The organism is Anabaena azotica SJ-1 (genome assembly GCF_047275885.1).
GTDB classification, from domain to species: Bacteria; Cyanobacteriota; Cyanobacteriia; order Cyanobacteriales; family Nostocaceae; genus Trichormus_B; species Trichormus_B azotica_A.
On record NZ_CP178454.1, the window covers coordinates 5,307,749 to 5,331,936 of the forward strand.

The window sequence follows — 24,188 nt, forward strand, 5'->3', positions numbered from 1 at the left end:
CTTAACGGGTGACAAGGGGGTTGAAGATGAGATGTGGCAATAATTTGAGAAAATAAGGGGGGAAAAAAATAGGGGCAAGGAAGCCCCCAAAACAAAAAAATGTTACCACAATCATATCAAACAATTTTCAGAAAGCATTTGAGTGAACAGCAGTATTTGACATTGGAGATATTGTTGTTATTGATACAAGCTCATCGCCAAGTAAAACTGTCAAAATTGGCAAGTTTATTTCCCCAACCAATTCAATATGAAAGCAGGAAACGCAATCTACAAAGATTTTTAGCAATAGGGAAACTCTGCGTAAAATTATTATGGTTTCCGTTGATAAAATATTGGATTAGACAATCGTTAAAACCAAAGCAACTGAATCGAGAACAGCGTCGTTATTTTCAGAAAAAACAATATCAAAAATATGGTTATTGGATGGTAGCACTGGATAGAACACAGTGGAAAGGACGAAATATATTTATGGTGACATTGGTATGGGGTACTCATGCCTTACCACTGTATTGGGAAACATTAAATCATGTCGGAAATAGTAATTTACAAACCCAAAAACGATTGATAAAGACGGCAATAAAGTTGTTAAAAAAATGTCGAATTGTGGTGTTAGCAGATAGAGAATTTCATAGTCCAAAACTGGCTAAATGGCTTGATGAGCAAGGAATATATTTTGCTCTACGTCAGAAAAAAGACCTTCATTTCCAAGAAAAACCTGAACAAGAATATCAAGTTCTTAAAAACCAAGGGTTTAAGCCAGGAATGTCGAAGTTTTATGAGAAAGTCAAATGTGGGAAAGGGGATGAATTAGGTTTATTTAATATCGCTGTTTATTGGAAGAGAAAATATCGAAATAAAGGACCAAAAGAACCTTGGTATATTTTAACGAATTTGCCAACTTTGAAACAAACTTTATGCCTCTATAGATGCCGATGGGGAATTGAGCAATTCTTCAAGGATTGTAAAACTGGTGGTTATAATCTAGAGGATACCAAAGTCAATGAAACACGTTTTTTAGCTTTAGTATTATTGATTATCATTGCTTATAGTTTGGCTACTATGCACGGTCAACGGATGAAAAAACTAGGTATAGAAACTTATGCCGGACGTATTCAACAACATCAGGACAAGTACCCACGCCAGAGTAATTTTAGCTTTTCTCTCTACGGACAACTTTGGATTTATGGCATGGATTTATGGGCTGATTTAGCTCTGAACTTAATCGATCTCAAGCCTCATAAACGCCTCTTTTTTCAACGTGGCTTTCAGGCTCTATCCCTTATGAAACAAGCTGTTTAGCCACCTTGTCACCCGTTAAGCTGCATTATAGGGCAAATGCGGGACGATGTTGAATCCAAGGGTTAGCTGCTTCCAATTGCGCTGCAAGGCTGATAATGGTGGACTCAGCGGCAGGTTTACCGACTAACTGCACACTTATGGGTAAGCCGTTGCTATCAAAACCGACGGGAATGGCGATCGCAGGTAATCCGGTAGCATTTGCTACAGGGCAAGGGGCGACCCAGTTAATAATATTTTGAAATGTTTCTTCTGGACTGAGATTTTCCCACTCACCTACACGAATTGGGGAATGTAAATAAACCGGTAAAACCAGCACATCTACAGTATCAAAAAATGCAACAATTGACCGAGAAACGATTTGCAATTGTGCCAATGCTTGTAAATATTCAGCTACAGAACCAGTTCTAGCTAATAACCACCTATTCAATGGCTGCAATGCTTCTGGGGGAATTCCTGCCGCAGCTACTCCAGATTGCCAGACAATTTGAAATGGTTCTACTAAACCGCTGAAATCTGGACATTTTTCTGCTATTTGGTGTCCCAATTGTTCTAGAAGTTGAACTGTTTGTAAAACTCCTTGTTGACAATTCTCGTCGGCTGCTCCCAAGGGAGGAATATTGGTACTAAAAGCTATTTTTAAACTAGGGGTTTTTACTTGACTTGCGGCAAAAAAGGAAGGTTGTGGATCGCTTAACCAATAAGGATCACCAGTGAAATAGCCAGATATAACATCTAACATTGCTGCTGCATCTGCTACAGTTCTAGCGATGGGTCCATTAACAGCTATTCCTCCCAAACGATCGCCTACTGGTGCTTTTGTGACTCTTCCTCTGGCTGGTTTGATTCCTACCACACCACAACAAGCCGCTGGACCCCGAATTGAACCACCACCGTCTGAACCTTGTGCGATCGCACTCAATCCCGCAGCTACCGATGAGGCTGCACCACCACTAGAACCACCGGGAGTATATTCTAAATTCCACGGGTTTCTGGCTGGTGGAAATCCCGTAGGTTCGCTGTAAGGATAAGAACCTAATTCAGAAGTGGCAGTTTTGCCAAGAATCGTAAAACCGGCTTGTTTAATTTTGATAACTACGCCATCATCATAGTTAGCGATATTATTGACTAATGCCGGATTTCCGTAAGTGCAAGTAACTCCTGCTACCGCATTTAAATCTTTAATAGAAATCGGGACACCAAAAAATGGTGGTAGTTCTGAGGTGGTTGTGAGTAATTCTGTCTTGGCTTTAGCATCAGCAACAGCCAAATCTGCCGTAACTGTAAAATAACTTCCCAGTTGGGGATTTAAGCGAGAAATCCGTTCTAAATATACTTCTACTAAATCTAGGGGAGAAACTTCCCGACAACGGACTAATCGCGCTAACTCTAATGCTGGCGTAAAAGCTAAATCAATTTCATTCATTATTGTTTTCTGCAACTATAATTTTCATACATCTATCGGGAGTTATATATTTTCAATATTTCACAATTATTAACCCAGCGTTTTCATCTTGTTTCTACTTTTTAGCAAGCTATCATTTTCAGATGCCTATGTCTAGAGAAACAAACTTGCTGCAACTCCTGGCTTTGATCCAAATTTGTATCCTCCAAAAATATAAATCAAAATGCGATCGCCTGGTGAATGAGTGTGATAGCCTCTAGTTTATACCAATTTACCCTATCAGCATCTTGATCTGTGCGATCGCAATTCTCAACCCAAATTACCTCCGACGTTGCTGACGAGATGCCGCAAACAGCATAGCAATCATACCAAGGGGTAAAAGTGTAGAAGATTCAGGTACAGATCGGGGAGGCTGTTCATTAGTTTTCAGCTTGCCTACCATAGCAATCAAATCATTATCACATTCTGGTGACAAGTGAGCTATGAAATTACCATCAGGTAATAAATTCCTGGCAAAACTAAACGCCAAGGTTTGACTACCTGTAGCCCCAAAATGAGCAAAATCTAGACCCAGATTGCTAAGATCACTTAACACATTCACAGCACCAATTTTTGTCCCAGCAGCAATCACATTTTGAACGTAATGATTTTCATTAAAATAATCATTAATTACCCCTAAATCACCATGAGATGGGTTTCCTCCCTTACTAATTACCCTGTTGTTATAACCCCGTAAGCTTGCATCTTGTAATAGCAAACCATTCTCTTGGGCAACAGCTTTAGCTGTGACATTTTGATAAACACCTAATTCTGGTACACCTGATGCATTTACAGCCCAATGTACACCGAATAATTGACTAGCAGCATTGGCAACATCTAGAGATTTTCCCGTGAAATTTAGCAATAAATCGCCCCAAGCCACATGAAAATCCTGAGCATAAATATTGCTAATTCCTTCAGCAGGTAAATTGGTATTAATGGCAAAAGTGATCTCATTAGCAGTTTCTTTCATTGCCATTCCATAAATTTCGTAAGGAGAATTATTACTACCAACACCTAGTGACAAACCATCATTAAAAGAATCAACGGTGTAATACCATTCACCTAACAGACTACCAGCATGGGCAGGTTGTACAGAAGTAGATATGAAGCCAAAACTAGCAGTAAGTAAACCTAACAGTAATCTAATAGTTTTTTGGCACAGCATGAAAATTTTTATCCCCTGTTAATGGGTAAATTTATTAACAGAACAAGATAACTTTCAAGCTATGTTTTTGTGGTTAATTTTACAAAAATTCAAATTTGAATAGATTAAAAAAAAAGACCCCCAACTTATCGAAAAAGTCGGGAATCTGCGCCAAATTTCTATTAATTTGGGTTAAACTTCCGATCTATCAGTTAAAATCTCATAACCGCTATCTGTAACTAATACAGTATGCTCAAACTGAGCAGACAAAGCATTATCAACAGTGACAGCCGTCCATCTATCAGCTAAAATCCGGGTATTTTTAGAACCAGCATTCAAAATTGGTTCAATTGCCAAAGTCATACCAGCACGCAATTTTACATTGGGAATATCACGAGTCCGGTAGTTAAACACCGCTGGTTCTTCGTGTAAATTTCTCCCCACACCATGACCTGTAAATTGTTCAACCACAGCAAAATTATTTGCTTTCACATGGTCTTCAATGGCACCAGCAATTTCTACAAGATGAACACCAGCTTTTACTTGTTCAATCCCTTTAAATAAAGCCTCTTCAGCCACACGAATCAATTTAGCAGCTTCGGGAGTAACGTTTTCTACAGCAATTGTAATACAAGAATCACCGTGAAATCCTTGATAATAAGCGCCTGTATCAACTTTTAATACATCTCCTGCCCGAATCACCTTTTTCGGACTGGGAATACCATGTACAACTTCATTATTAATACTAGAACAAATGGAAGCGGGAAAACCGTGATATCCTTTAAAACTGGGAGTTGCACCCATTTCCCGGATGCGTTTTTCTGCATAAGCATCCAAATCAGCGGTCGTCATTCCTGGCTTGACTAGCTCAGAAATTTCTTTGAGAACAGTTGCCACAATCTTTGCCGATTGTCGCATAATTTCAATTTCGCGGGGAGATTTAATTTCAATGCCCCGGCGTTGTTTTGGTGCTGGTTTTGGCTGCACTGGTTGAGAAAGCAAGCTGCTAAAAATGTTCATCATGAAATTTAGTAATTACCGGCGCTTTAAGGCTTAGGTGTTAGGTTGTTGAGATTTATTGAGAAAAATATCTATATATACGTTAACTTATTTTGCACTGCTAAAGAAACAAGGGAAATACAGAACAGGAAACAGCACAGGATAGGTTTCTACAAATAAGTTTTTTTAATCTCTATTTTGGAAAAATTGTACAGATTCTCACTGTTTGCAATAATTTGGTCATATTCTCAATATTATTGAGAATATTATCAATAACTTTACGAGTTTCCGTTTTTTCAGCGATTGATATTGACGTATTAACTTTTTTTTGATATTTTTATGTAAAATCCAAAGGGGTTACTATAATTAGATTTCGATATAAATATTCTTAATTAGCGTTAACAAGATGGAGAATAAATAGAAGTCTCTTAAAACTCTTTGTGAATTACCGTATTTATTTTACGATAATTCTTCCTTATCAAGATTTATAATATCAGGTTTTGAGGCTGCTGTCAATACTCTCGCTTCATGATTTTGGCAAATATCAACCACAATATCGAATCCAAAGCCAGAATTTTGTTTCAATCCCTAATAGGGATTATTTGAAATTTCAACCTCCTTCGCTGCTGTGGTGGCGTTGGAGCGTTCAATATTGAGGTTTCAATCCCTAATAGGGATTATTTGAAATTTCAACTGGGGAAGCAGACTCCGAATCTGAAGCAGAAAAATATTTACGTTTCAATCCCTAATAGGGATTATTTGAAATTTCAACCCTTTTGGTTCTATAGTTGCGATCGCTCAACTTACTGTTTCAATCCCTAATAGGGATTATTTGAAATTTCAACCTAGCAAATGCTGACTTCCTGGGATACAAGCTTGGTTTCAATCCCTAATAGGGATTATTTGAAATTTCAACGACAGGTGAACCTACCACGTCGCTAGTTGGATTTTTGTTTCAATCCCTAATAGGGATTATTTGAAATTTCAACATGGAGTCCGTTTTACAGGCTCTAAGCGACATTCTTGTTTCAATCCCTAATAGGGATTATTTGAAATTTCAACCACCATAAAACAATTGTGTGATTGTTGTTTCCGTTGGTTGTGTAGCTGTGTTTCAATCCCTAATAGGGATTATTTGAAATTTCAACCGAAAAACATGGAAAGCATAACCGTTGAGATTGATATTGATGTTTCAATCCCTAATAGGGATTATTTGAAATTTCAACCGGAAGCACCGCAAACAAGATTTGAAGGATTAGCAGAACAAGTTTCAATCCCTAATAGGGATTATTTGAAATTTCAACCTGGGTAAACAGCCCAGATGACCTGATAAAACTTGTTTCAATCCCTAATAGGGATTATTTGAAATTTCAACCAACCCAAACAGAAGGTTTATCTTCTGTACTTACGGCAGCGTTTCAATCCCTAATAGGGATTATTTGAAATTTCAACCGGGGGAGGGTACAACCAAAAAGTACAAACTAGATATTAGTAGTTTCAATCCCTAATAGGGATTATTTGAAATTTCAACAGCGGGAGGCTGAAAGGCTATATATATGTAGTTTTCAAGGTTCGGTTGCGCGGATGGTCTTATGATAGTCCATTCCAGGAATTGTGTCAAGAGTGAAAATGGCTGAAACCCTTGCTGTGTAAGGTGCGCGGATGGGTGAACTACTCAAAAGCCGTGAAAACCTTGTCTAGATTGAACTTCAGCCATTTTTTTCTCACCGGGATTTTTTACACCCACCCATCCGCGCATTAGGCCAAGAAAATAGTCTGATTGCGGGGTTGTTGATGACCAATTTGTTCAACCTGACCAAAACAGCAAGCGCAAAGGAAGTAAAAACGGATGCTATCAGTATCGACTTGATTTACCCAATAGACCGAAGAAGCTGAACTAGTTAATCGCTTCAGCCATGATTGCAGGCCCAGCCGTCACCACTACCAATTTATCAGGATCTAGTAACTGACGGGCAACTTGATTAACTTCTTTTTTGGTAACTTTCTGAAGTTTTTCAGCAAAAGCGCGTAATTCCATTGGGTCTAATTCATAAACCTCATTCATCAGAATTCTGGCTGTTAATTGCTCAGGTTTGGACAGAGAAATATTATAGTTGCTAATCAAAGTGCGTTTAGCGGTTTCAACTTCTAGTTCTGTCACACCTTGCTGATGTAGTTGTTTTAATAGTTTACGGGTGGTGGCGATCGCTTTATTCGTATCTTCTGGACTGGTTTGCATTTCAATCAAAAAAGTGCCAATATTCTTTCCACCTTGGAAGTTGCTATAAATTTCGTAGGTTAAACCCAAGCGATCGCGCACTTCTGCACCCAGTCTACTAGATAAAGTATCCCCTCCCAAAATTTGATTTAACACCAAAGCTTGATAAAATCTGGGGTCTTGGCGTTTAATACCTGTGTAACCCATGTAGGTAACAGCTTGGGATTTACCGGGTAAAACAGAATTAATCCGCACTCCCTTATCTGTCATCACCACAGTGGGATATTCTACCATTGGTGCTTTGCCACTGACTAACCAATCACCAAATTGATTTTCGATTTGCGATCGCACTTTCTCCACATCAAAATCACCCACCAATGCCAATACCATAGTATCTGGACGATAATGTTTTTGTTTAAATGCGATCGCATCCCTTTGTTTAATTCTCTGTATACTTTCCTTGGTCGCAAAGGTATGAGAAGGGTGATTTTGCGGATACAAAGATTGAATAAATTGGCGGTTTGCTACCTCATAAGGATCATCTAATTCAACATTCAGAGCATTTAAAGCTTGTTGACGAGTCAGTTTTAATTCCTTCGCGGGAAATGTAGAATTTCTTACAACATCTGCCATCGTGTCCAACAAAACAGAAAAATCTTCCCTTAAACACTTACCCTGAATACGTACACCTTCCCGCTGTGCAGTAAAATCTAAACTTGCACCACGATCTTCCAGAATTTTCGCAATAGTCAAGGCATCCTTAGTTTTAGTCCCACTCATCAAATTATCTACCACCAAAGACGCTAAACCCGCTTTTTCATTGTCGTCAAATTCCTTACCCGCTTTAATATAGCCACTTAAAGTCACAGTCGGACTACTCTTGTCTGGTAATAGTAACACCCGCAAACCATTAGCTAATCTTAGTTTCTCTGGTATGGGATGATTTAATTTATTGTTAGCATCATCCAAATTTGGTAAATACTTGATTACCTCAGATGGAGTTGCTGTCACACCAGAAGTCAGATTTTCTTCAGTCTCCCCAGACCCTGATAAACGACGATCATCAGCATTGTCTTCAGGTTCAAAAAACCCCACTAATTGCGCTTCTGGCTGGAGATACTTCTTAATTACAGCTATCACATCCTCAGATTTTACCTGACGGACGTTTTCCAAATAACGTTCTGTATAGCGATCGTCACCAGCAATTAGTTGATCATTCGCAAATTGCATTCCTTGACCAGCGACATCACGCCTATTTAAAATCACAGATGCGGCTAATTGAGTTTTAGCACGTTCAACTTGTTCAGATGTCACCCCTGTTTTAACAAGTTGCGTAATTGCAGTCTTAATAGAATCCTGAATTTTTCGTAAATCTTGATTTGGTGAAGCATTCACCGATAAATCATACCAACCGATCGCCCCCAAACTAGCAACATGAGCCGAAACATCATTAGCCAAACCCGAATTCACCAAAGCCTGATATAAATAAGAATTCTTTCCTCCCGTCAAAATATAATCCATCACTCCCAAAATCGGTACATCTGGGTGATTGACATCAGGAAGAGGATAAATCACCTGTAACAGCTTCCCCGCACCTGGTTCTCGTAAAACGATAGGAGAAGAAGGAAATTGAGGAATAGGGGGAGTAGGTTTCGAGAGAGATTTTTGACCTTGGGGAATTTTACCAAAAATCTCTTTAACTGTTTCCAGAGTTTGTGGAGTTTGAAAATCTCCCACAATTACCAATACAGCATTGTCAGGAGTGTAGAATTTTTGATAATAATCCCGCACCTGCTCAACAGTCAATTTTTCCACATCCGCTTTAGTTCCACCTGTAGGTAAACCATAAGCATGATTGGGAAATATAGACTTCAATACAGCACGCTTAAGGCGGTATTTGGGACTATTTTCATAACCCTCTAACTCAGAAATAACCACCTGCTTTTCACTCGCTAATTGCTGAGGATCAATGAGCGAATTTTCCATCCTGTCTGCTTCCAATTCCAGCAGTGCTTTGAGTTTATCACTTTCAGCAGTATTGTAATATGCCGTTTGCTCATAACTAGTGAAAGCATTGGAGTCACTACCCAAAGCACTAAATAACTGTCCAAATTGAACAGGACGGTTTTTTGTACCTTTAAACATCAGATGTTCCAACTGGTGAGCAACACCATTGACTCCCGATGCTTCATAACCTGAGCCAACTTTGTACCATACCTGCACCGTGACAACTGGTGTATTATGTACCTCTTTTGTCAAGACTGTTAAACCATTTTCCAGTACGGTCTTCTGGACATTTTTTGTCAATGTAAGATTATTTGTTTTTTTGTTTACGAAAATTTGCTGAGAATGTTCCCATTTGGCGATCTTTAAATTTTGGCTCACAGCAGAAGTATGCCTTAACGAAACCGCTGCAATTAAGGAAAAAATAAATAGTAGTAGAGGAACACGATATCTATGGAAGACAGAAATAACAAACATATATTTTTTGAATATAAGTAAATAAGACTACATCTTTTTTACCTATACAGTCGAAGTTTAAATTTTCTGGAAAATTTTTAGAAGGAGTTCAGGAGGCAGGAGTCAGGAGTTCAGGAGTCAGGAGTCAGGAGTCAGGAGTCAGGAGTCAGGAGGTTATTTATTCTCCCCATCTCCCTCATCCTCCCCTGCTCCCTTCTTACTGTCACCTGTCACCTGTCACCTGTCACCTGTCACCTGTTCCCTAACTTGTCCAAAAACCGGATAAACTCTAAAGGCAAGCCATCAGCGTCGGCGATGAAAGCGACTTCGAGGATGCGATCGCCTATTTGCTGCTGAGTTGGTTCTAAAAGGACTGTGAGGGGTTGCAAATCACTGATTGCAGCTATTTGCGCCTTTAAATCTGATAACCAGTTGTGTAGATCTGGTGTAATTTCAGTTAAATCAAAGGAAAGATGATAATAGCCCACATAATGCTCATCTGCAAAGGCATCAGGGGCTGGTTTTGGCTGGGGAATTTGGATCAATTCAATGCGGCTATCCAAACCTTCCATCCAGCAAGCTAGAGTATAACCTGTAGTGAAGCGATCGCCAACAGTAAATCCTAACTGTTCATAGAAAGCGATCGCACGGTGAATATTAGCAGTCCGAATAGAAGCATGGTGCATAGAATTTTGGATTTTAAATTTCAGATTTCAGATTGAGGATAAATCTACAACCTAAAATCTAAAATAGCCATATCTATTCAAACAAGCGGAAATAAGGGTAACGCACCGGCACACCAGGCTCCTTATCTAAATCAAAATTAATCACATCCCAGCATGAATCCTCAGCAGGTTCGGGACTAAATTCAACTGGTAAACCGTACAAACGAGCAGCTGTAGCTTCCGGATGTCCAGAACGCCAAGGACTACTGCGTTCCAAATACCCACTCATCAACTCCTGATAGCGTCGGGCAATAATCACCCTTGTAGCTCTATATCCTTGAGTATAAAGCTTATCTAACGCCTCGTGAATTTCAAAGCGAATCCCGTCAGGATGAGTATGTTGTCGATACCATTCATTATTCCACCTGCGCCAATGACGACCCGACTGGAGATGTACCAACTCCCCAGTTTTCGGATTCGCTTCAAACGCGCCATGACGAGTACACAGATAAGTATCTGTCAGCGTTAGCGCGGGAATAGTTTGGCGACAGTGAGGACACTGTATTTCAGGGCCAAATATTGGGTACTGCAAGCCTGGATTCATCATGAAGTGCGTACAAGCATAATTTTGTCTTTACCAGCACCAATAGGTTGGATTTAACACTTTGGCTCCACCACCTTGAGTTAGTTGCTCACCACCGCAAAATAATAAGTTGCAGCAACAGCAATACTCAGTAGCACCTTCCTTAGCGTACAGGGCAAACGGCTGTGATATCCTGGTTGTGCAATCAGCCTCGAAGGTTGGAGTTTTTCCAGTGTTCCTGGGTACCATATCAATATTCTATCGTGTCTACTGTTTCCTACTGGACATCTCCCGATTTTTCTCAAGCCGCCTTTATCGCACCCAACGCCGTTGTTGTCGGTTCAGTCAACATCGCAGCAGGTGCGAGCTTATGGTATGGCGCAGTAATTAGAGGAGATGTAGAACGCATTGAAATTGGCGAATGCACAAACATTCAGGATGGGGCCATTTTGCATGGTGATCCTGGTCTGCCAACAATATTAGAAGATCATGTAACTATAGGGCATCGTGCTGTGGTACATTCTGCCCATATTGAACGTGGAAGTTTAATAGGCATTGGCGCAATCATTTTAAATGGAGTCAGAATTGGTCATAGTAGCATCATTGGCGCAGGTGCAGTAGTAACCAAAGACATACCTCCATTTTCCCTAGTAGTCGGCATCCCCGCTAAAATCGTCCGTCAACTCACAGACACTGAAGCGGCAGAACTCATAGAACACGCCGAAAAATACCACAAATTAGCCCTAGTTCACGCCGGTAAGGGGACAGATATTGGTTTTCATCAGGTGACAGGTGACAGGGAAGAAGATGGGGAGTAGGGGAGCAGGGGAGCAGGGGAGCAGGGGAGCAGGGGAGCAGGGGAGCAGAGGAGCAGAGGAGCAGAGGAGCAGAGGAGCAGGGGGGAAAGATTAATTCCTTCTTTTTTCTTCTTCCTCCTGAACTCCTGAACTCCTGAACTCCTGAACTCCTGAACTCCTGACCCCTGCCCAACTTCATCATTCTTTACACTTCCCCTTGGAAAAATACCCCACTTCAGATAAAAATAAAAATTGATAACTGTTGACAAAACTTTAATTTCTACATAACAGAGGGCTTCTAAATATGGACATTGATACCCGTGTAATCATCGTTTTAGCACCACTAGCGATCGCTGCCGGTTGGGCTGCTTTTAACATCGGCGCTGCTGCTATTAGACAAGTACAAAACTTTTTGAACAAAGAAGCTTAATTAAGGGAACAGGGAACAGGGAACAGAAGGCAAGAGGCAAAAGGCAAAAGGCAAAAGTTAATATTCTCCCCTGACACCCTGCCCCCTGCTTTTTTAACTGTCACCTGTCACCTGTCACCTGTCACCTATGGTCGTGAACATCGACTCCTTACTCCAACCCTTTCAACACTTTGGTGTTAATCTGGGACTATCTCGCATAGTCAAATTATTAGCAAATCTTGACAATCCCCATGAACAAGTTCCTGTAATTCATGTTGCTGGAACTAATGGCAAGGGTTCTGTGTGCGCTTATCTTTCCTCCGTACTCACCGAAGCTGGTTATCGTACAGGACGGTACACTTCCCCACATTTGGTAGATTGGACAGAACGTATCTGTATAAATGAACAGCCAATCAATCCAGAAAGTTTGTCCCAATTAATACTACAAGTTCAAGCTGCTATTGACCCAAATGAAGAATCACCAACCCAGTTTGAGGTAATTACCGCAGCGGCTTGGTTATATTTTGCACATCAAAAAGTTGATGTGGCAGTAGTGGAAGTGGGATTAGGAGGGCGTTTAGATGCTACTAATGTTTGTTCTCAGCCTCTAGTAACAGTAATTACTTCCATCAGTCGAGAACATTGGCAACAATTAGGACCGACAGTGGCTGATATTGCTGGAGAAAAAGCAGGTATTATTAAAGCTGGATGTCCTGTAGTCATGGGACAATTACCAGCAGATGCTCAAAAAGTTGTAATATCCCGTAGTTTAGAATCACAATGCCCTATCATTGCCCCTCAACCTGCTGTAGAAATTAATACAGGATGGGCAGAGTATAAAAGATGGGGAGCAGGGGAGAAAATAGAAAATTGCAAATCTACAATTAAATATCCGCTACCATTACAAGGACAAATTCAATTACATAATTCTGCTTTGGCTTTAGCAACTTTAGAAATATTGCAAAAACAAGGTTGGCAAATTTCGGAACAGGCCATCATTAATGGTATGGGAAAAACCAAATGGCCAGGAAGAATGCAATGGTTCATCTGGAAACATAATAATAAAGATTATCAACTATTAATTGATGGCGCACATAACCCAGCCTCAGCAGAAGTTTTAAGAAATTATGTAGATAGTTTAAATACTCAAAACATCACCCAAAATATAACCTGGGTAATGGGAATGTTAGCGACTAAAGATCATGCTGATATTTTTCAAGCATTATTGAAAACAGGCGATAAATTATATTTAGTACCAGTCCCTGATAATAATTCAGCCGATCTTGAACACTTATCAAAATTAGCCAATGAAACTTGCCCAGACTTAGGTTTTTGCAGCACCTATCCAGATGTATTTTCGGCTTTAGATGCTGCTTTCACTTCCACAGATAATCTAGTTGTTTTATGTGGTTCTCTTTATTTAATTGGACATTTTTTAGGGAATAGTAATTTAGGTATTGGGCAAGAAGGCAACAGGAAATAGATATATTTAAAATTCCAAAACTTCTGACTCCTGCCTCCTGCCTCCTGCCTCCTGCCTTCAATCACCTATTATCCCACTGTTGCGCTGCATCTTCTACAGCTTTATCTACCGTTTTTTGTCCTAACATTGCAGCTTGGAGATTTTCATAAATTGCCTTTTGTAACAATTTAAAATCCTTCATTTTCGGAGTTAAAACTTCTGCTGTTTGCATTTGTTGGGCGCTGATAATACGTCCCTTTTCCGCAGTGGTAGCAGTAGCAGGAACTTCTTTAAAATAATTATCAGCAAGTGCTTTAACAGTTGAAGGTAAAACATTAGCAGCTTTAGCAAAAGCTAATTGATTTTCATCATTAGTCACAAATAAGGCAAATTTCACTGCTGCATCAGGGTGTTTGCTGGCACGGGGAATAACTATGTTCATGACAGCGACATTTTTCTTCCCTGTATCGCCTGTAATTTGTGGTGCGATCGCAGAAGCTTGAGCAATTTTGGGTGCATTATTAGATATGGTCTTCAGAAACTCAGGTCCAGAAGCTAAAAACGCAGTTTCACCTGATTGATATAAATCAATTGCATGGCGGTGTCCTTGTGTCAATGATTCTTTAGGTAGTAATCCTTTCTTATACAAATCTACCCAATATTGAAAAGCTGCTTTTCCTTGTGGTGAATTAAAAGCCGCTTTACCCTCAGCATTTACTAAAGTGACACCCATTTGTACAAATGATTCCAACACCTCACCAGAATCTTGGGGTACAAAAGTGGCAAAAAAGGCGTATTTATCTGTTTTATCTTTAATTTGTTGTGCCGCTTGCGCTAATTCTGTATAAGTTGCAGGAGGTTTTGTGATACCAGCTTGTTTTAACAAATCAGTGTTATAAATAGTTAACCTTGTGGTGAGATACCAGGGAATACCAAAACTCTTGCCATTCAAGGTACTAGCTTGCCAAATATTAGGCAAATAGGAGGAACGAACTTCATTTGGGATTTTTGCATCCAAATCTAACCAGGCATTTCGTCCTGCTAGTTGGGAAGCAAAATCTGGATTAAGGTTAACAACATCTGGTGGCGTTTTTGCGGAGACAGCTGTTAAAATCTTGTTCTCCATTGCTGACCAAGGTACATCCACCCATCTGACTTTGATACTGGGGTTTTGGGATTCAAAGCTTGTAATCAGGCTTTGGAAGTAGTTGGTAAATTGAGGTTGGAGTTGCATTGTCCAAAACTCAATGTTTGCGGTTTCTGAAGCACCTGGTTTTGTTGTTGTTCCCACATTACCTGTGCTGCAACTTACCACCCAACTAGCTAGTAAACCAATTAGCACCCAAACAGTTAGATTTTTGAATTTGTGCGATCGAATCATCGTGGTAATATTTTTACGATTAAAAGGGGTGAAAAACTTATGCAGAAATGTCGAGATTATAGGCTATATAGATTACTTAGTAAGAAAATCAGTGACAGGTGACAGTTAAGAGGGAATAGGGAACAGTATCTTCCTACTGACTTCTGTAACTCCTGACTCCTGATAGCGTTCACGTAGTGTGCCGTAGGCATAGCGTGGCGTTAGCCATACTCCTGTAACTCCTGACTCCTTGAACTCCTTATTTTTAAAATTTTCCATTTAGCAATCTAGCAGGTAAAACTGTGGTAAACGTCTTAAGTAATCTCAATCTTGGTAATCTCAGTAATCTCCTTGGGAAATCTAATAAAGGCGTTGGCATTGAGCTTGCACCAGAAAGAATGAACATAGTTCAGCTACGTAAGCAACGCCAAGGCATAAAGCTGGAATCATTGACAACCATACCAGTTCCAGAGGGGATAGTCGTTGATGGTCAAATTAACGATCCTCCCCGGATGGCAGAAATTATCCAACAGGGAATGGCTGAAAGTAAAATCAAAGCTTCCCGTGTTGCCACTTGTATCCCCGGACGAGATGCGATCGTGCGTGTGATTCCGGTTCCAGCCGAGTTGGATAATAAAGAGTTGCGCGAGATGGTGCTTAACCATGAGGCTGCACTATATCTACCCTATCCACGAGAAGAAGCTGATGTAGATTATCAGAAATTGGGGTATTTTGTGGATGAGGATGGTATTGAAAAAGTACAAGTGCTTTTGGTTGCCACTCGTAAGGAAATAACAGATACCTATATTAATACTTTTGCTGAAGCAGGATTAAAAGTTGATGTTTTAGAAATTAACAGTTTTGCCCTGATTCGGACTATTCGAGACCAGTTGAGACTATTCGGACCTCAGGAAGCTGCTGTATTAGTTGATATCGAGTTTGACAGCACTGAAATTGCCATTATTATCAATGGAGTACCACAATTTTCCCGTACAGTGCCTATAGGTACATATCAACTGCAAGCAGCTCTATCAAGGGCAATGAATTTACCCACATCACGAGATCTGGATATGTTGATGGGTATGACTATTCCTGCAACTTCTATGGATGTAGGTAGAACTGGGACTACTGGTGTTAATCCTGGTATGGGACCTATGTTAAAAATACTAGGAGAATTATCAGATGAACTACGTCGTTCTATAGACTTTTACATTAATCAGAGTGAAGGTTTAGAAGTGGCGCAGATTCTACTAGCCGGCACTGGAGGAGGACTCCAACAGCTAGATGAGTTCTTTACTCAAAGATTAGGTTTTCCTACTACTCAAATAGATCCAATTAGGGATTTGTCTTTGCAAGTAGAAGCCGAAAAATATCCCCCCGTGCAACGTCCTGGGTTGGGGGTAATACTGGGTTTAGGAATGCGGGAGGCATAACAAGATGTATAGTCTGGATATTAACTTTCTTAAAGACAGAGCGCCTATTGAGTTCAATGAAAATAAACCTGTCAGACAACCAATTAATCTGGGAGATTTAACGCCAGTTTTTATAGGAGTGGGTGTAGGTTTATTGTTTCCTGTTTTGACTTTAGGCGGGTTGTGGTTTTTAAACGCCCAAAATGATGGTTTGAGCAAAAAAATAGCCCAACTAGAGCAGGAAGGTAAGGAGTTAGACGGTAAAATAGCCGACATTAAGAAAATAAAAGATGAAACAGCAGGTGTGCAAGACCAAACACAAGCTTTGGTGACAGTGTTTGATCAGATCCGTCCCTGGTCAGCGATGTTACAAGATTTGCGCGATCGCATTCCCGCAAGTGTACAAGTTGAAAATATCAGGCAAATACCACCTGTAATTCCACCACCGGCTGCCGCTGGAACTGCTCCAGATCCAAAACCGAGCAATCCTGCGGGGCTATTAGAAATTAATGGTTACGCACGCTCTTTTAGTGATGTGAACGACTTTCTATTAAGTATGGGACAATCTAAATTGTTGAATGCGGCAGAAAGCGGAATTAGTACAGCAGAGTTAATTGATGCACCACCTATCACTGGTGCCGTTCCACCTGAAAATAAATCTCAAGATACATCTGGGGTGAAAATCAAACCACCACAAGTGGTTAAGTACACTATTAAAGCTAGTCTCAGTAATGTACCAGCATCGGAATTAATTCGTGAATTAGAACAAAAAGGCACAGTCGGATTAGTAAAGAGGATTCGTAGCCTCCAAGAAACAGGAGCGATCGCTAAATGACACTGAGTGATGATTTAAATTTTTCTCAACAAAATACCAACTTTGATGATGCCGCACCATCCTATCCATCTGCTTTCGGTATCACTTTCACACCACAGATTATTGGTATAGCCGTTGGCGTGATAGGAGTTGTGGCAACTGCTTACATGATCATGAATATGGTCATGCCAGCTTGGGATAACTTTCAACAGTTGCAAGCAAAAAGCACCGAACTGCAAGGGCAAGTTGACCAAAAGAGACTCCAAGCCAAACAAGCTGACAAAGTAAAAACAGAATTAGCTGATGCCAAGAAGCAGCAAATCCAAGTTCTAGGCTTATTCGCCAACGAAAAAAGTTTGGATACCTTATTGATGGATACCAGTCGCTTAGTCGATTCTAGCAATGCTCAAATCAGTGCTAATAATGCCATCAGAGCCAAACTCAAACGGTTTGTGCCAGTAGCAGATAAAGCAGAAATAATTGTTGATAACAGTCTAGGCGAAAAAGTTAACAATAAGCTCAAACGCAGAATTGTTAAAGTAGAAATAGAAGGCAATTTTGAACAAACTCAGTCAATAATGCGTAATATTGAGCGTTTACAGCCTTTATTACTTGTTCAGAACTATGATTCAAAATTGGTACCACCAGAGGTAGACAAAGCAGATGAGAAAAAGAAAGCGGTACGGACTGGAATAGGGAAACTGTCAACGTCTTTTGACCTGGTAGCATTAATGCCATTGACAGCAGAAGAAGCCGCAGAATTAGCAGCAAAAGCTGCCCCCCCAGCCAAGTAGTAACCCTCAAAATTCCTGAGTGTTGACTTGTAACTTAAATGTAAATTCAATCCACACTCGGTTAATTTTTGATTTTTGGTTAATTGGTTAACAACTAAACAGTAAGAATTCAGGAGTCAGGAATCAGGATTCAGAATATTTGATCAATCGGTAGATTATCAATTAGTGATTTTTGGCATCATAACTGTTAAAAAGCTGAATACTGACCGCTGATAGCTGAATGCTTACACTAAACATACATACTGGTTTTTATATAAGGTGAGGAATGAACTGTGAAACAAGTTCATAGTAATGTTTTAATCTCAAGTGCAACTGCTTGTGTACTCTTAGCAGCCCAGCCAGCTTTGGCACAAACCACCCAAATTACTGAAGTACAACTAAGTCCTGCTGAGGGAGGAATTAGTGTTATTTTAAAGACCTCTGCTGGTGAGAAACCCCAAGTATTTACTACCAAGCGCGGTAACGCCTTAGTTGCAGATATTATTAATACCCAACTGCGTTTACAGCAAGGTAACAATTTCCGCCAAGAAAATCCCGCCCCCGGAATAGCATCAGTAGAAGTAAATCAATTAAATGCTAATAGTGTGCGGGTAACAGTCACTGGTAATGATACCGCGCCTAATAGTAAACCCGTCATGCGTCAAGATAACAGTCTGACTTTGGGCTTTACTTCTAGCACAGATGCCACAGCCGCAGCATCAAAAGCGCCAAATACAGATACTACAGCAGCAGTACCTACAACCCCTGCCGCTACTCCAGCCGAACCAGGCAAAAAGATAGACGTGCTAGTTCCTAACCCAGAAGTAACAATTGATGGTAAACCTGCACAACCAGCAGGTCCCAATCAACCTTACAACCTAGCACCTCCCTTCTTGCCCAGAGCAGTTGCTCCCCCAGTAGGAGATATTACAGTATCTAACATTGATACTTCTCCTACCAGTATTGATTTAGGAACTCAGGAAAGAGTGCCACGTTTGGTATTGCGAGATGCACCAGTTAGAGAAGTTTTATCACTACTAGCTCGTGCCGCTGGTATGAACGTAGCTTATATCGGTAGTGAAGGAGCAGCACCTACAGCACCACCTGGAGGACAACCAGGTGCTACTAGCAGCCAGACGATTTCTCTGGATATTGAAAACGAACCTGTGCAAGATGTATTTAACTACGTTTTGCGTTTGAGTGGTTTAGAAGCGAATCGCAGTGGTAGGACAATTTTTGTCGGGGCTAAATTGCCTAACTCCACCCGTGATAATGTCATGCGGAGTTTGCGGCTGAATCAGGTAACAGTGGGTGTTGCTTTAAACTTTTTAGTTGCCTTGGGTGCAGAAAGCGCCGTTAGCCGTGAAAGACTGGTTACTAGCGTTAATGCTGTACCTGTAGGTGGTGCTGCTAATGCCGCAATTACCCAAACTCAGACGACTACAGAAACAAAAATTGAGACGCAACGAATTACCTATCTGGACTCAACACCCTTACTTAGAGGTTTACAAGCATCAGGAGACGAACGGACAAATTCTGTCACCTTAGTTGGTAGTCCTAAGATAGTTGAGATGGCAATATCTCAACTCACTCAGCTTGATGTCCGTCGTCGTCAAGTGGTAGTTAACGTCAAAATTATTGATGTCAACCTTTTAGGTATTCAAGACTATAACTCTAGCTTTTCCTTTGGAATTGGTGATAACTACTTCTCTAGTGATGGCGGTGCGGCAACTTTTAACTTTGGCGGTTCAAGACCTGCTACAAGCACTGAGGTTGCAAATAGTGTCACTGATACACCTGTAATTACAAATCCAATTACAGGAGAGCCATTCTTAAGTGCTACTGATTCTACTATACTCAAGGGGGCTGGACCAGCTACTGTCATCATTAACCAATCTGCAACAACAAGAGTTATAAACGGGGTTTCCGTGCCTCCAGGGGGTATTGTCAGCACAGGAAACTCTGATGCAACAACATTTTTACCAATTTCACCAGCATCTTCAGACCCATTAAAACCAGGGTTTACAGAGATTACTCGATCAACTGATAATATCGTCACTATCAATGCAGATGGGACTACAAGCGTAGTGCAAGGTACTACTGGTAGAGCAACATCAGCTTTACCTTCCTTGTACAAATTCCCGAAACGATTCCTAGCAAGTTTGCAGGCTCAGGTACAAAGTGGCAATGCCAAGATTTTGACTGATCCAACCCTCATTGTCCAAGAAGGACAGGATGCTGTCGTTAAGTTAACTTCAGAAGTATATGGCGGTATTAGAATTACTGACACACTGAGAGAACCAATCATCAAGGAAGCAGGGTTAACTCTAGCAGTTAAAGTAGACAGAATTGATGATAATGGTTTTGTATCCTTATCTGTTGCACCCACTGTATCTGCATTTGCTAATAGCGCCTCAACTCCTGATGGCAATATTGCCCTGTTAGCAGCTAGAAGTCTTCAATCCGGTACACTGCGTTTGCGAGATGGTCAAACATTAATTCTCAGTGGTATTATTCAAGACCAAGACAGAACAACTGTTTCCAAGCTGCCTATTTTGGGTGATATTCCTCTGCTTGGGTCACTGTTTAGAAAAACAAACAGACAGAATGAACGTAGAGAGGTGATTGTGTTGCTCACACCGCAGGTAATGGATGACTCGGAGCGTTCTGCTTATGGTTATAACTACAATCCTAGTCCACAAGTGCGGCAAATCCTTGAGCGTCGGGGGTTAAAGGTTCCTAATAATCGGTAGATTGTTTGGGGAGATGGGGAGGAAGTTTATTGCATTTTGTTTAAAAGTCACAAAGTGCAAATTATAGGAGCAACAGCTTACACAGATGGGTAATGGTGGGATTAAAAGTCATAGAGATTTAGAAGTTTATAAAATGGCTTTTGATGCCGCTATCTGATCAACAATTCCTCCTCGTGGGTAATTAAACCTCACAAAAACTAGTCTTCTATCACCCCACCACCCCAATACCCGGTAAGTATTTATTCCTAAAAATGGTGTGTTTCCAGGGCAACAATGAAGCAAAAAACACAATAAATCCTGAAATCTATATAAATTAATGCTTTCATCTGTTCACTTCTGGCTACAACACCTTAGAATGATTCATTGAAAAGTCGAGCCAATCAGATTTACAGCGGATTTGAGTGTAAATACTCTTAAGGGACGATTTTTGTGATTCTGCCAACAGGGATTTACGTAAAGATGTAACAGATGACATCTTGAAAAAATCTCAAGTAAACCTCAAGGAGTTTGATTATGAACAAGGGCGAATTAGTTGATGCAGTGGCTGAAAAGGCTAGTGTAACTAAAAAACAAGCAGATGCCGTCTTAAGTGCCGCCATAGAAACTATTATTGAGGCTGTTGCCTCTGGTGATAAAGTCACTTTGGTGGGATTTGGTTCTTTTGAATCACGGGAACGCAAAGCTCGTGAAGGTCGCAACCCAAAAACAAACGAGAAAATGGAAATACCAGCAACTAAGGTGCCTGCCTTCTCTGCTGGGAAACTATTTAGAGAAAGGGTAGCACCCCCAAAAGAGTAGGTTCTGTTCTAGGAAATCTATTTTTGATGCGGCAAAAAGCACACGGGGGAAATTTAGTTTGGGCAGCGGCGTTAGCTGGCTGTCCCCCTGATGCTATTGTCGATTTTTCTGCCAGCATCAGCCCGTTGGGACCGCCAAACAGCGTTATTGCTGCGATCGCGTCCCAATTTGGTAATCTTAAGCACTATCCAGACCCAGATTATAGTGAACTAAAACTAGCTCTGGGTCGCTTTCATCAACTACCTTGTGAGTGGATTCTACCGGGCAATGGTTCAGCGGAATTACTCACTTTAATCGGTAGAGAATTAGCGCAATTAGCAGCAACAATTTTACTGACTCCAGCCTTTGGCGACTATTACCGCACCCTAGCGGCTTACAACGCTAAAGTGCTGGAGTTTCCTGTTGATTTGGAGGCAGGAGGCAAAGGGCAGGAGGCAAAAGGCAAAAGGCAGAAGGCAGAAGGCAGAAGGCAGAAGGCAGAAGGTTATTTATTCTCCCCATCTCCCCCTCTCCCCATCTCCCCCTCTCCTCTGCTCCCCTGCTCCCCTGCTCCCCTGCTCCCCTGCTCCCCACGTCAAGAATACGGTTTATTGCTAAATAACCCGCACAACCCGACGGGGAAGTTATTTTTACGAGATGATATTTTGCCCTACCTGGAAGATTTTGCTTTGGTGGTGGTGGATGAGGCGTTTATGGATTTTCTGCCTCCTGATGAGGAACAAAGCTTGATTGGGTTGGTGCAGGAATATGAGAATTTGGTGATATTACGATCGCTCACAAAATTTTACAGTTTACCAGGATTAAGACTAGGATATGCGATCGCTCACCCTGACCGTTTAGCTAAATGGCAATCATGGCGAGATCCTTGGCCAGTGAATATCTTAGCCGCAGCCGCAGCGATCGCCGCACTTCAAGATACAGAATTTCAACAACTCACCTGGAAATGGCTACCAGAGGCACGCAATCAACTTTTTCAAGGTTTAGTCGAACTTCCGGGATTACGACCCCTAAAAGGCGCTGTTAATTACCTATTGGTAGAGTCTCAACAGTCTACCTCTGAGTTACAAACAAAATTACTTCAACAGCACCAAATTTTTATTCGTGATTGTCTTAGCTTTAAAGAATTGGGCGATCGCTTTTTCCGCATTGCTGTCCGTTCCGAATCTGATAACCAACGCTTGCTAACAGCCCTTAAATCGGTTATCAGGTGACAGGAAGAAGAAGCAGGGGAGCAGGGGAGAGGGGGAGAGGGGGAGAATAAATAACTTTCTGCCTCTTGCCTTCTTTCTGTCACCTGTCACCTGTCACCTGTCACCTAATTCCCTATTTCCTATGACTAATGAAAATTGATTACGATATTTTAATTATTGGCGGTAGTATTGCCGGATACCAAGCTGCGTTAACTGCAACCCAACTACACGCCAAAGTTGCCTTGGTACAGCCTCAAGTCAACTATGAATTTAATTATCATTACGCACTCAGTGAAATTGGTAAACTGACGCAGCAATGTCTTGATATGGCAAATCTGGGAATTTTACCAAAAAAATCAGAAATATTAATAGATCAAGCCAGCTACATTCACCCTTGGAAACAAGCGATCATGTATGCTGATGCGATCGCCACAAATCTCAACCAAGTTAACTCTCTCGCTAATTTAGCTACCCAAGGAGTTGATGTCATCATTGGTAACGGTGAATTTTCATCTTCTCCCCAACTTAGTTTTGCAGTTAATAACCGAATTTTAAACGCCCGTACCTATTTACTTGCTTGCGGTTCGCTTCCCAAAATTCCCGACATAGCAGGTTTGGAAACCACTGGTTATCTAACTCTTACTAATATTTGGCAATCATTAGAAAAGCCAAACCCGCCAAAAAATTGGGTAATTCTGGGTGGTTTACCCCAAAGTATGGAAATTGCCCAAACTTTAGCCCGTTTAGGTTGCAATATCACTCTGATATTTAATCATCCCAGCGTTTTTTCTCATCTTGACCCTGAAATAGCTCAATTATTGATAGCACAATTAGAAGCTGATGGTGTGTGTGTCTTGAATCAAACAATAGTCACTCAAGTGCGACAAATTGAAGATAAAAAATGGGTTCAAGCCGGAGATAAAGCGATTGAAACTGATGAAATTTTAGTTGCAACTGGACAAAAACCAAATATAGAAAATTTGAATTTAACAGCAGTAGGAGTAAAATGTCATCCACGCGGTTTAGTTGTTAATGAAAAACTACAAACTACAAATCAACGCATTTATGCTTGTGGTGATGTTATAGGTGGTTATGATATTGCGAATATCGCTAATTATGAAGCTAAAATCGCTATCAAAAATGCTCTATTTTTTCCGAAATTGGCAGTTAATTATAATTATATTCCTTGGCTAATATCTTCTCAACCAAGGGTAGCCCAAGTGGGGTTAACAGAACCGCAAGCTAAACGCCAATATGGTAAACATGAAGTTTTTGTTTTAAGACAATATTTTAAAACATTAGCAGCAGCGCAAATTCAAGACAATATTACAGGTGTATGTAAATTAATTGTTTTGGAAAATGGTCAAATTTTGGGATGTTCGATTTTGGGTACAGCCGCAGGAGAGTTAATTAATTTAATTGCTTTGGTAATGTCGCAAAATCTTCAAATTGACCATCTAGAAGATTTAGCTGCTGTTTATCCCAGTTTCTCAGAAATATTAGCACAAGCAGCACGAGAATGGAGTCAAATAAAATTCTCTAAAAACCACTGGTTGCAAGAATTTTTACAAAGTTTCTTTCATTTTCGTCGTGATTGGAATATATAGA

At 40.6% G+C, this 24,188-nt stretch carries 18 protein-coding genes, 1 pseudogene and 1 CRISPR repeat array; of the genes and pseudogenes, 11 read left to right on the top strand and 8 right to left on the bottom strand.

Translation table 11 applies throughout. From position 1 onward, the window contains the following. Window positions 1-99 precede the first annotated feature (99 nt). Window positions 100-1,299: an IS4 family transposase gene (locus ACLLO5_RS23025; RefSeq protein ID WP_413172823.1), complete on the top strand. Its 1,200-nt coding sequence runs from the start codon at window positions 100-102 to the stop codon at window positions 1,297-1,299. Window positions 1,300-1,324: 25 nt separating this feature from the next. Here ACLLO5_RS23025 and ACLLO5_RS23030 read toward each other — a convergent pair whose 3' ends face one another. From ACLLO5_RS23030 to ACLLO5_RS23060, 7 genes and pseudogenes are all read right to left on the bottom strand, one after another. Then, entirely contained in the window at window positions 1,325-2,722 is a 1,398-nt protein-coding gene (locus tag ACLLO5_RS23030) for an amidase (protein ID WP_413172824.1), read from the bottom strand. 298 nt (window positions 2,723-3,020) lie between these two features. After that, a complete protein-coding gene (locus ACLLO5_RS23035) occupies window positions 3,021-3,908 on the bottom strand; it encodes an XDD3 family exosortase-dependent surface protein (RefSeq protein ID WP_413172825.1) in 888 nt (295 codons plus the stop codon). Window positions 3,909-4,079: 171 nt separating this feature from the next. After that, entirely contained in the window at window positions 4,080-4,907 is an 828-nt protein-coding gene (gene map, locus ACLLO5_RS23040; RefSeq protein WP_413176167.1) for a type I methionyl aminopeptidase, read from the bottom strand. A gap of 557 nt (window positions 4,908-5,464) precedes the next feature. After that, window positions 5,465-6,417: direct repeats of the CRISPR family, unit length 37 nt; unit sequence GTTTCAATCCCTAATAGGGATTATTTGAAATTTCAAC. Window positions 6,418-6,644: 227 nt separating this feature from the next. Further along, a pseudogene (locus tag ACLLO5_RS23045) lies at window positions 6,645-6,749 on the bottom strand (CRISPR-associated endonuclease Cas2); the annotation flags it as partial. A gap of 34 nt (window positions 6,750-6,783) precedes the next feature. Next, window positions 6,784-9,585 (bottom strand): M16 family metallopeptidase, encoded by a 2,802-nt coding sequence (locus ACLLO5_RS23050; RefSeq protein WP_413172826.1) that lies wholly within the window; start codon window positions 9,583-9,585, stop codon window positions 6,784-6,786. A gap of 230 nt (window positions 9,586-9,815) precedes the next feature. Beyond that, the gene (locus tag ACLLO5_RS23055; protein ID WP_413172827.1) at window positions 9,816-10,250 is read right to left on the bottom strand and encodes a VOC family protein; all 435 of its coding nucleotides are present in this window, start codon (window positions 10,248-10,250) and stop codon (window positions 9,816-9,818) included. 73 nt (window positions 10,251-10,323) lie between these two features. Next, entirely contained in the window at window positions 10,324-10,836 is a 513-nt protein-coding gene (locus ACLLO5_RS23060; protein WP_413172829.1) for a TIGR02652 family protein, read from the bottom strand. 239 nt (window positions 10,837-11,075) lie between these two features. Here ACLLO5_RS23060 and ACLLO5_RS23065 point away from each other — a divergent pair, with 239 nt between their 5' ends. The 3 genes from ACLLO5_RS23065 to ACLLO5_RS23075 all read left to right on the top strand — a co-directional run bounded on the left by ACLLO5_RS23065 (window position 11,076) and on the right by ACLLO5_RS23075 (window position 13,501). Beyond that, window positions 11,076-11,630, top strand: coding sequence for a gamma carbonic anhydrase family protein (locus ACLLO5_RS23065; RefSeq protein ID WP_413172830.1), 555 nt, complete (start codon window positions 11,076-11,078; stop codon window positions 11,628-11,630). A 283-nt stretch (window positions 11,631-11,913) separates the two neighbouring features. Further along, complete coding sequence (locus ACLLO5_RS23070) at window positions 11,914-12,039, top strand: photosystem II protein Y (protein ID WP_013189929.1); 126 nt, start codon at window positions 11,914-11,916, stop codon at window positions 12,037-12,039. Between the two features lie 133 nt (window positions 12,040-12,172). Beyond that, the gene (locus ACLLO5_RS23075) at window positions 12,173-13,501 is read left to right on the top strand and encodes a bifunctional folylpolyglutamate synthase/dihydrofolate synthase (protein WP_413172831.1); all 1,329 of its coding nucleotides are present in this window, start codon (window positions 12,173-12,175) and stop codon (window positions 13,499-13,501) included. A gap of 61 nt (window positions 13,502-13,562) precedes the next feature. Here ACLLO5_RS23075 and ACLLO5_RS23080 read toward each other — a convergent pair whose 3' ends face one another. Beyond that, on the bottom strand, window positions 13,563-14,861 hold the full coding sequence (locus ACLLO5_RS23080) for an ABC transporter substrate-binding protein (RefSeq protein ID WP_413172832.1): 1,299 nt from the start codon (window positions 14,859-14,861) through the stop codon (window positions 13,563-13,565). Window positions 14,862-15,142: 281 nt separating this feature from the next. On the opposite strand from ACLLO5_RS23080, the gene pilM reads away from it, so the two are divergent. The 7 genes from pilM to ACLLO5_RS23115 all read left to right on the top strand — a co-directional run bounded on the left by pilM (window position 15,143) and on the right by ACLLO5_RS23115 (window position 24,187). Continuing rightward, entirely contained in the window at window positions 15,143-16,273 is a 1,131-nt protein-coding gene (gene pilM / locus ACLLO5_RS23085; protein ID WP_413172834.1) for a type IV pilus assembly protein PilM, read from the top strand. Between the two features lie 4 nt (window positions 16,274-16,277). Beyond that, window positions 16,278-17,087 carry a PilN domain-containing protein gene (locus ACLLO5_RS23090; protein WP_413172835.1) on the top strand — a complete coding sequence of 270 codons (810 nt, stop codon included), beginning with the start codon at window positions 16,278-16,280 and terminating at the stop codon, window positions 17,085-17,087. Next, complete coding sequence (locus ACLLO5_RS23095) at window positions 17,084-17,860, top strand: pilus assembly protein PilO (RefSeq protein ID WP_413172836.1); 777 nt, start codon at window positions 17,084-17,086, stop codon at window positions 17,858-17,860. Before ACLLO5_RS23090 ends, ACLLO5_RS23095 begins: the two co-directional genes overlap by 4 nt. A gap of 272 nt (window positions 17,861-18,132) precedes the next feature. After that, the gene (locus tag ACLLO5_RS23100) at window positions 18,133-20,592 is read left to right on the top strand and encodes an AMIN domain-containing protein (RefSeq protein WP_413172837.1); all 2,460 of its coding nucleotides are present in this window, start codon (window positions 18,133-18,135) and stop codon (window positions 20,590-20,592) included. Window positions 20,593-21,105: 513 nt separating this feature from the next. Then, entirely contained in the window at window positions 21,106-21,390 is a 285-nt protein-coding gene (locus tag ACLLO5_RS23105; RefSeq protein ID WP_013189921.1) for an HU family DNA-binding protein, read from the top strand. A 26-nt stretch (window positions 21,391-21,416) separates the two neighbouring features. After that, entirely contained in the window at window positions 21,417-22,601 is a 1,185-nt protein-coding gene (gene cobD / locus ACLLO5_RS23110; RefSeq protein WP_413172838.1) for a threonine-phosphate decarboxylase CobD, read from the top strand. A gap of 128 nt (window positions 22,602-22,729) precedes the next feature. Then, complete coding sequence (locus ACLLO5_RS23115) at window positions 22,730-24,187, top strand: dihydrolipoyl dehydrogenase family protein (RefSeq protein ID WP_413172839.1); 1,458 nt, start codon at window positions 22,730-22,732, stop codon at window positions 24,185-24,187. The last annotated feature ends 1 nt before the right edge of the window (window position 24,188 follow it).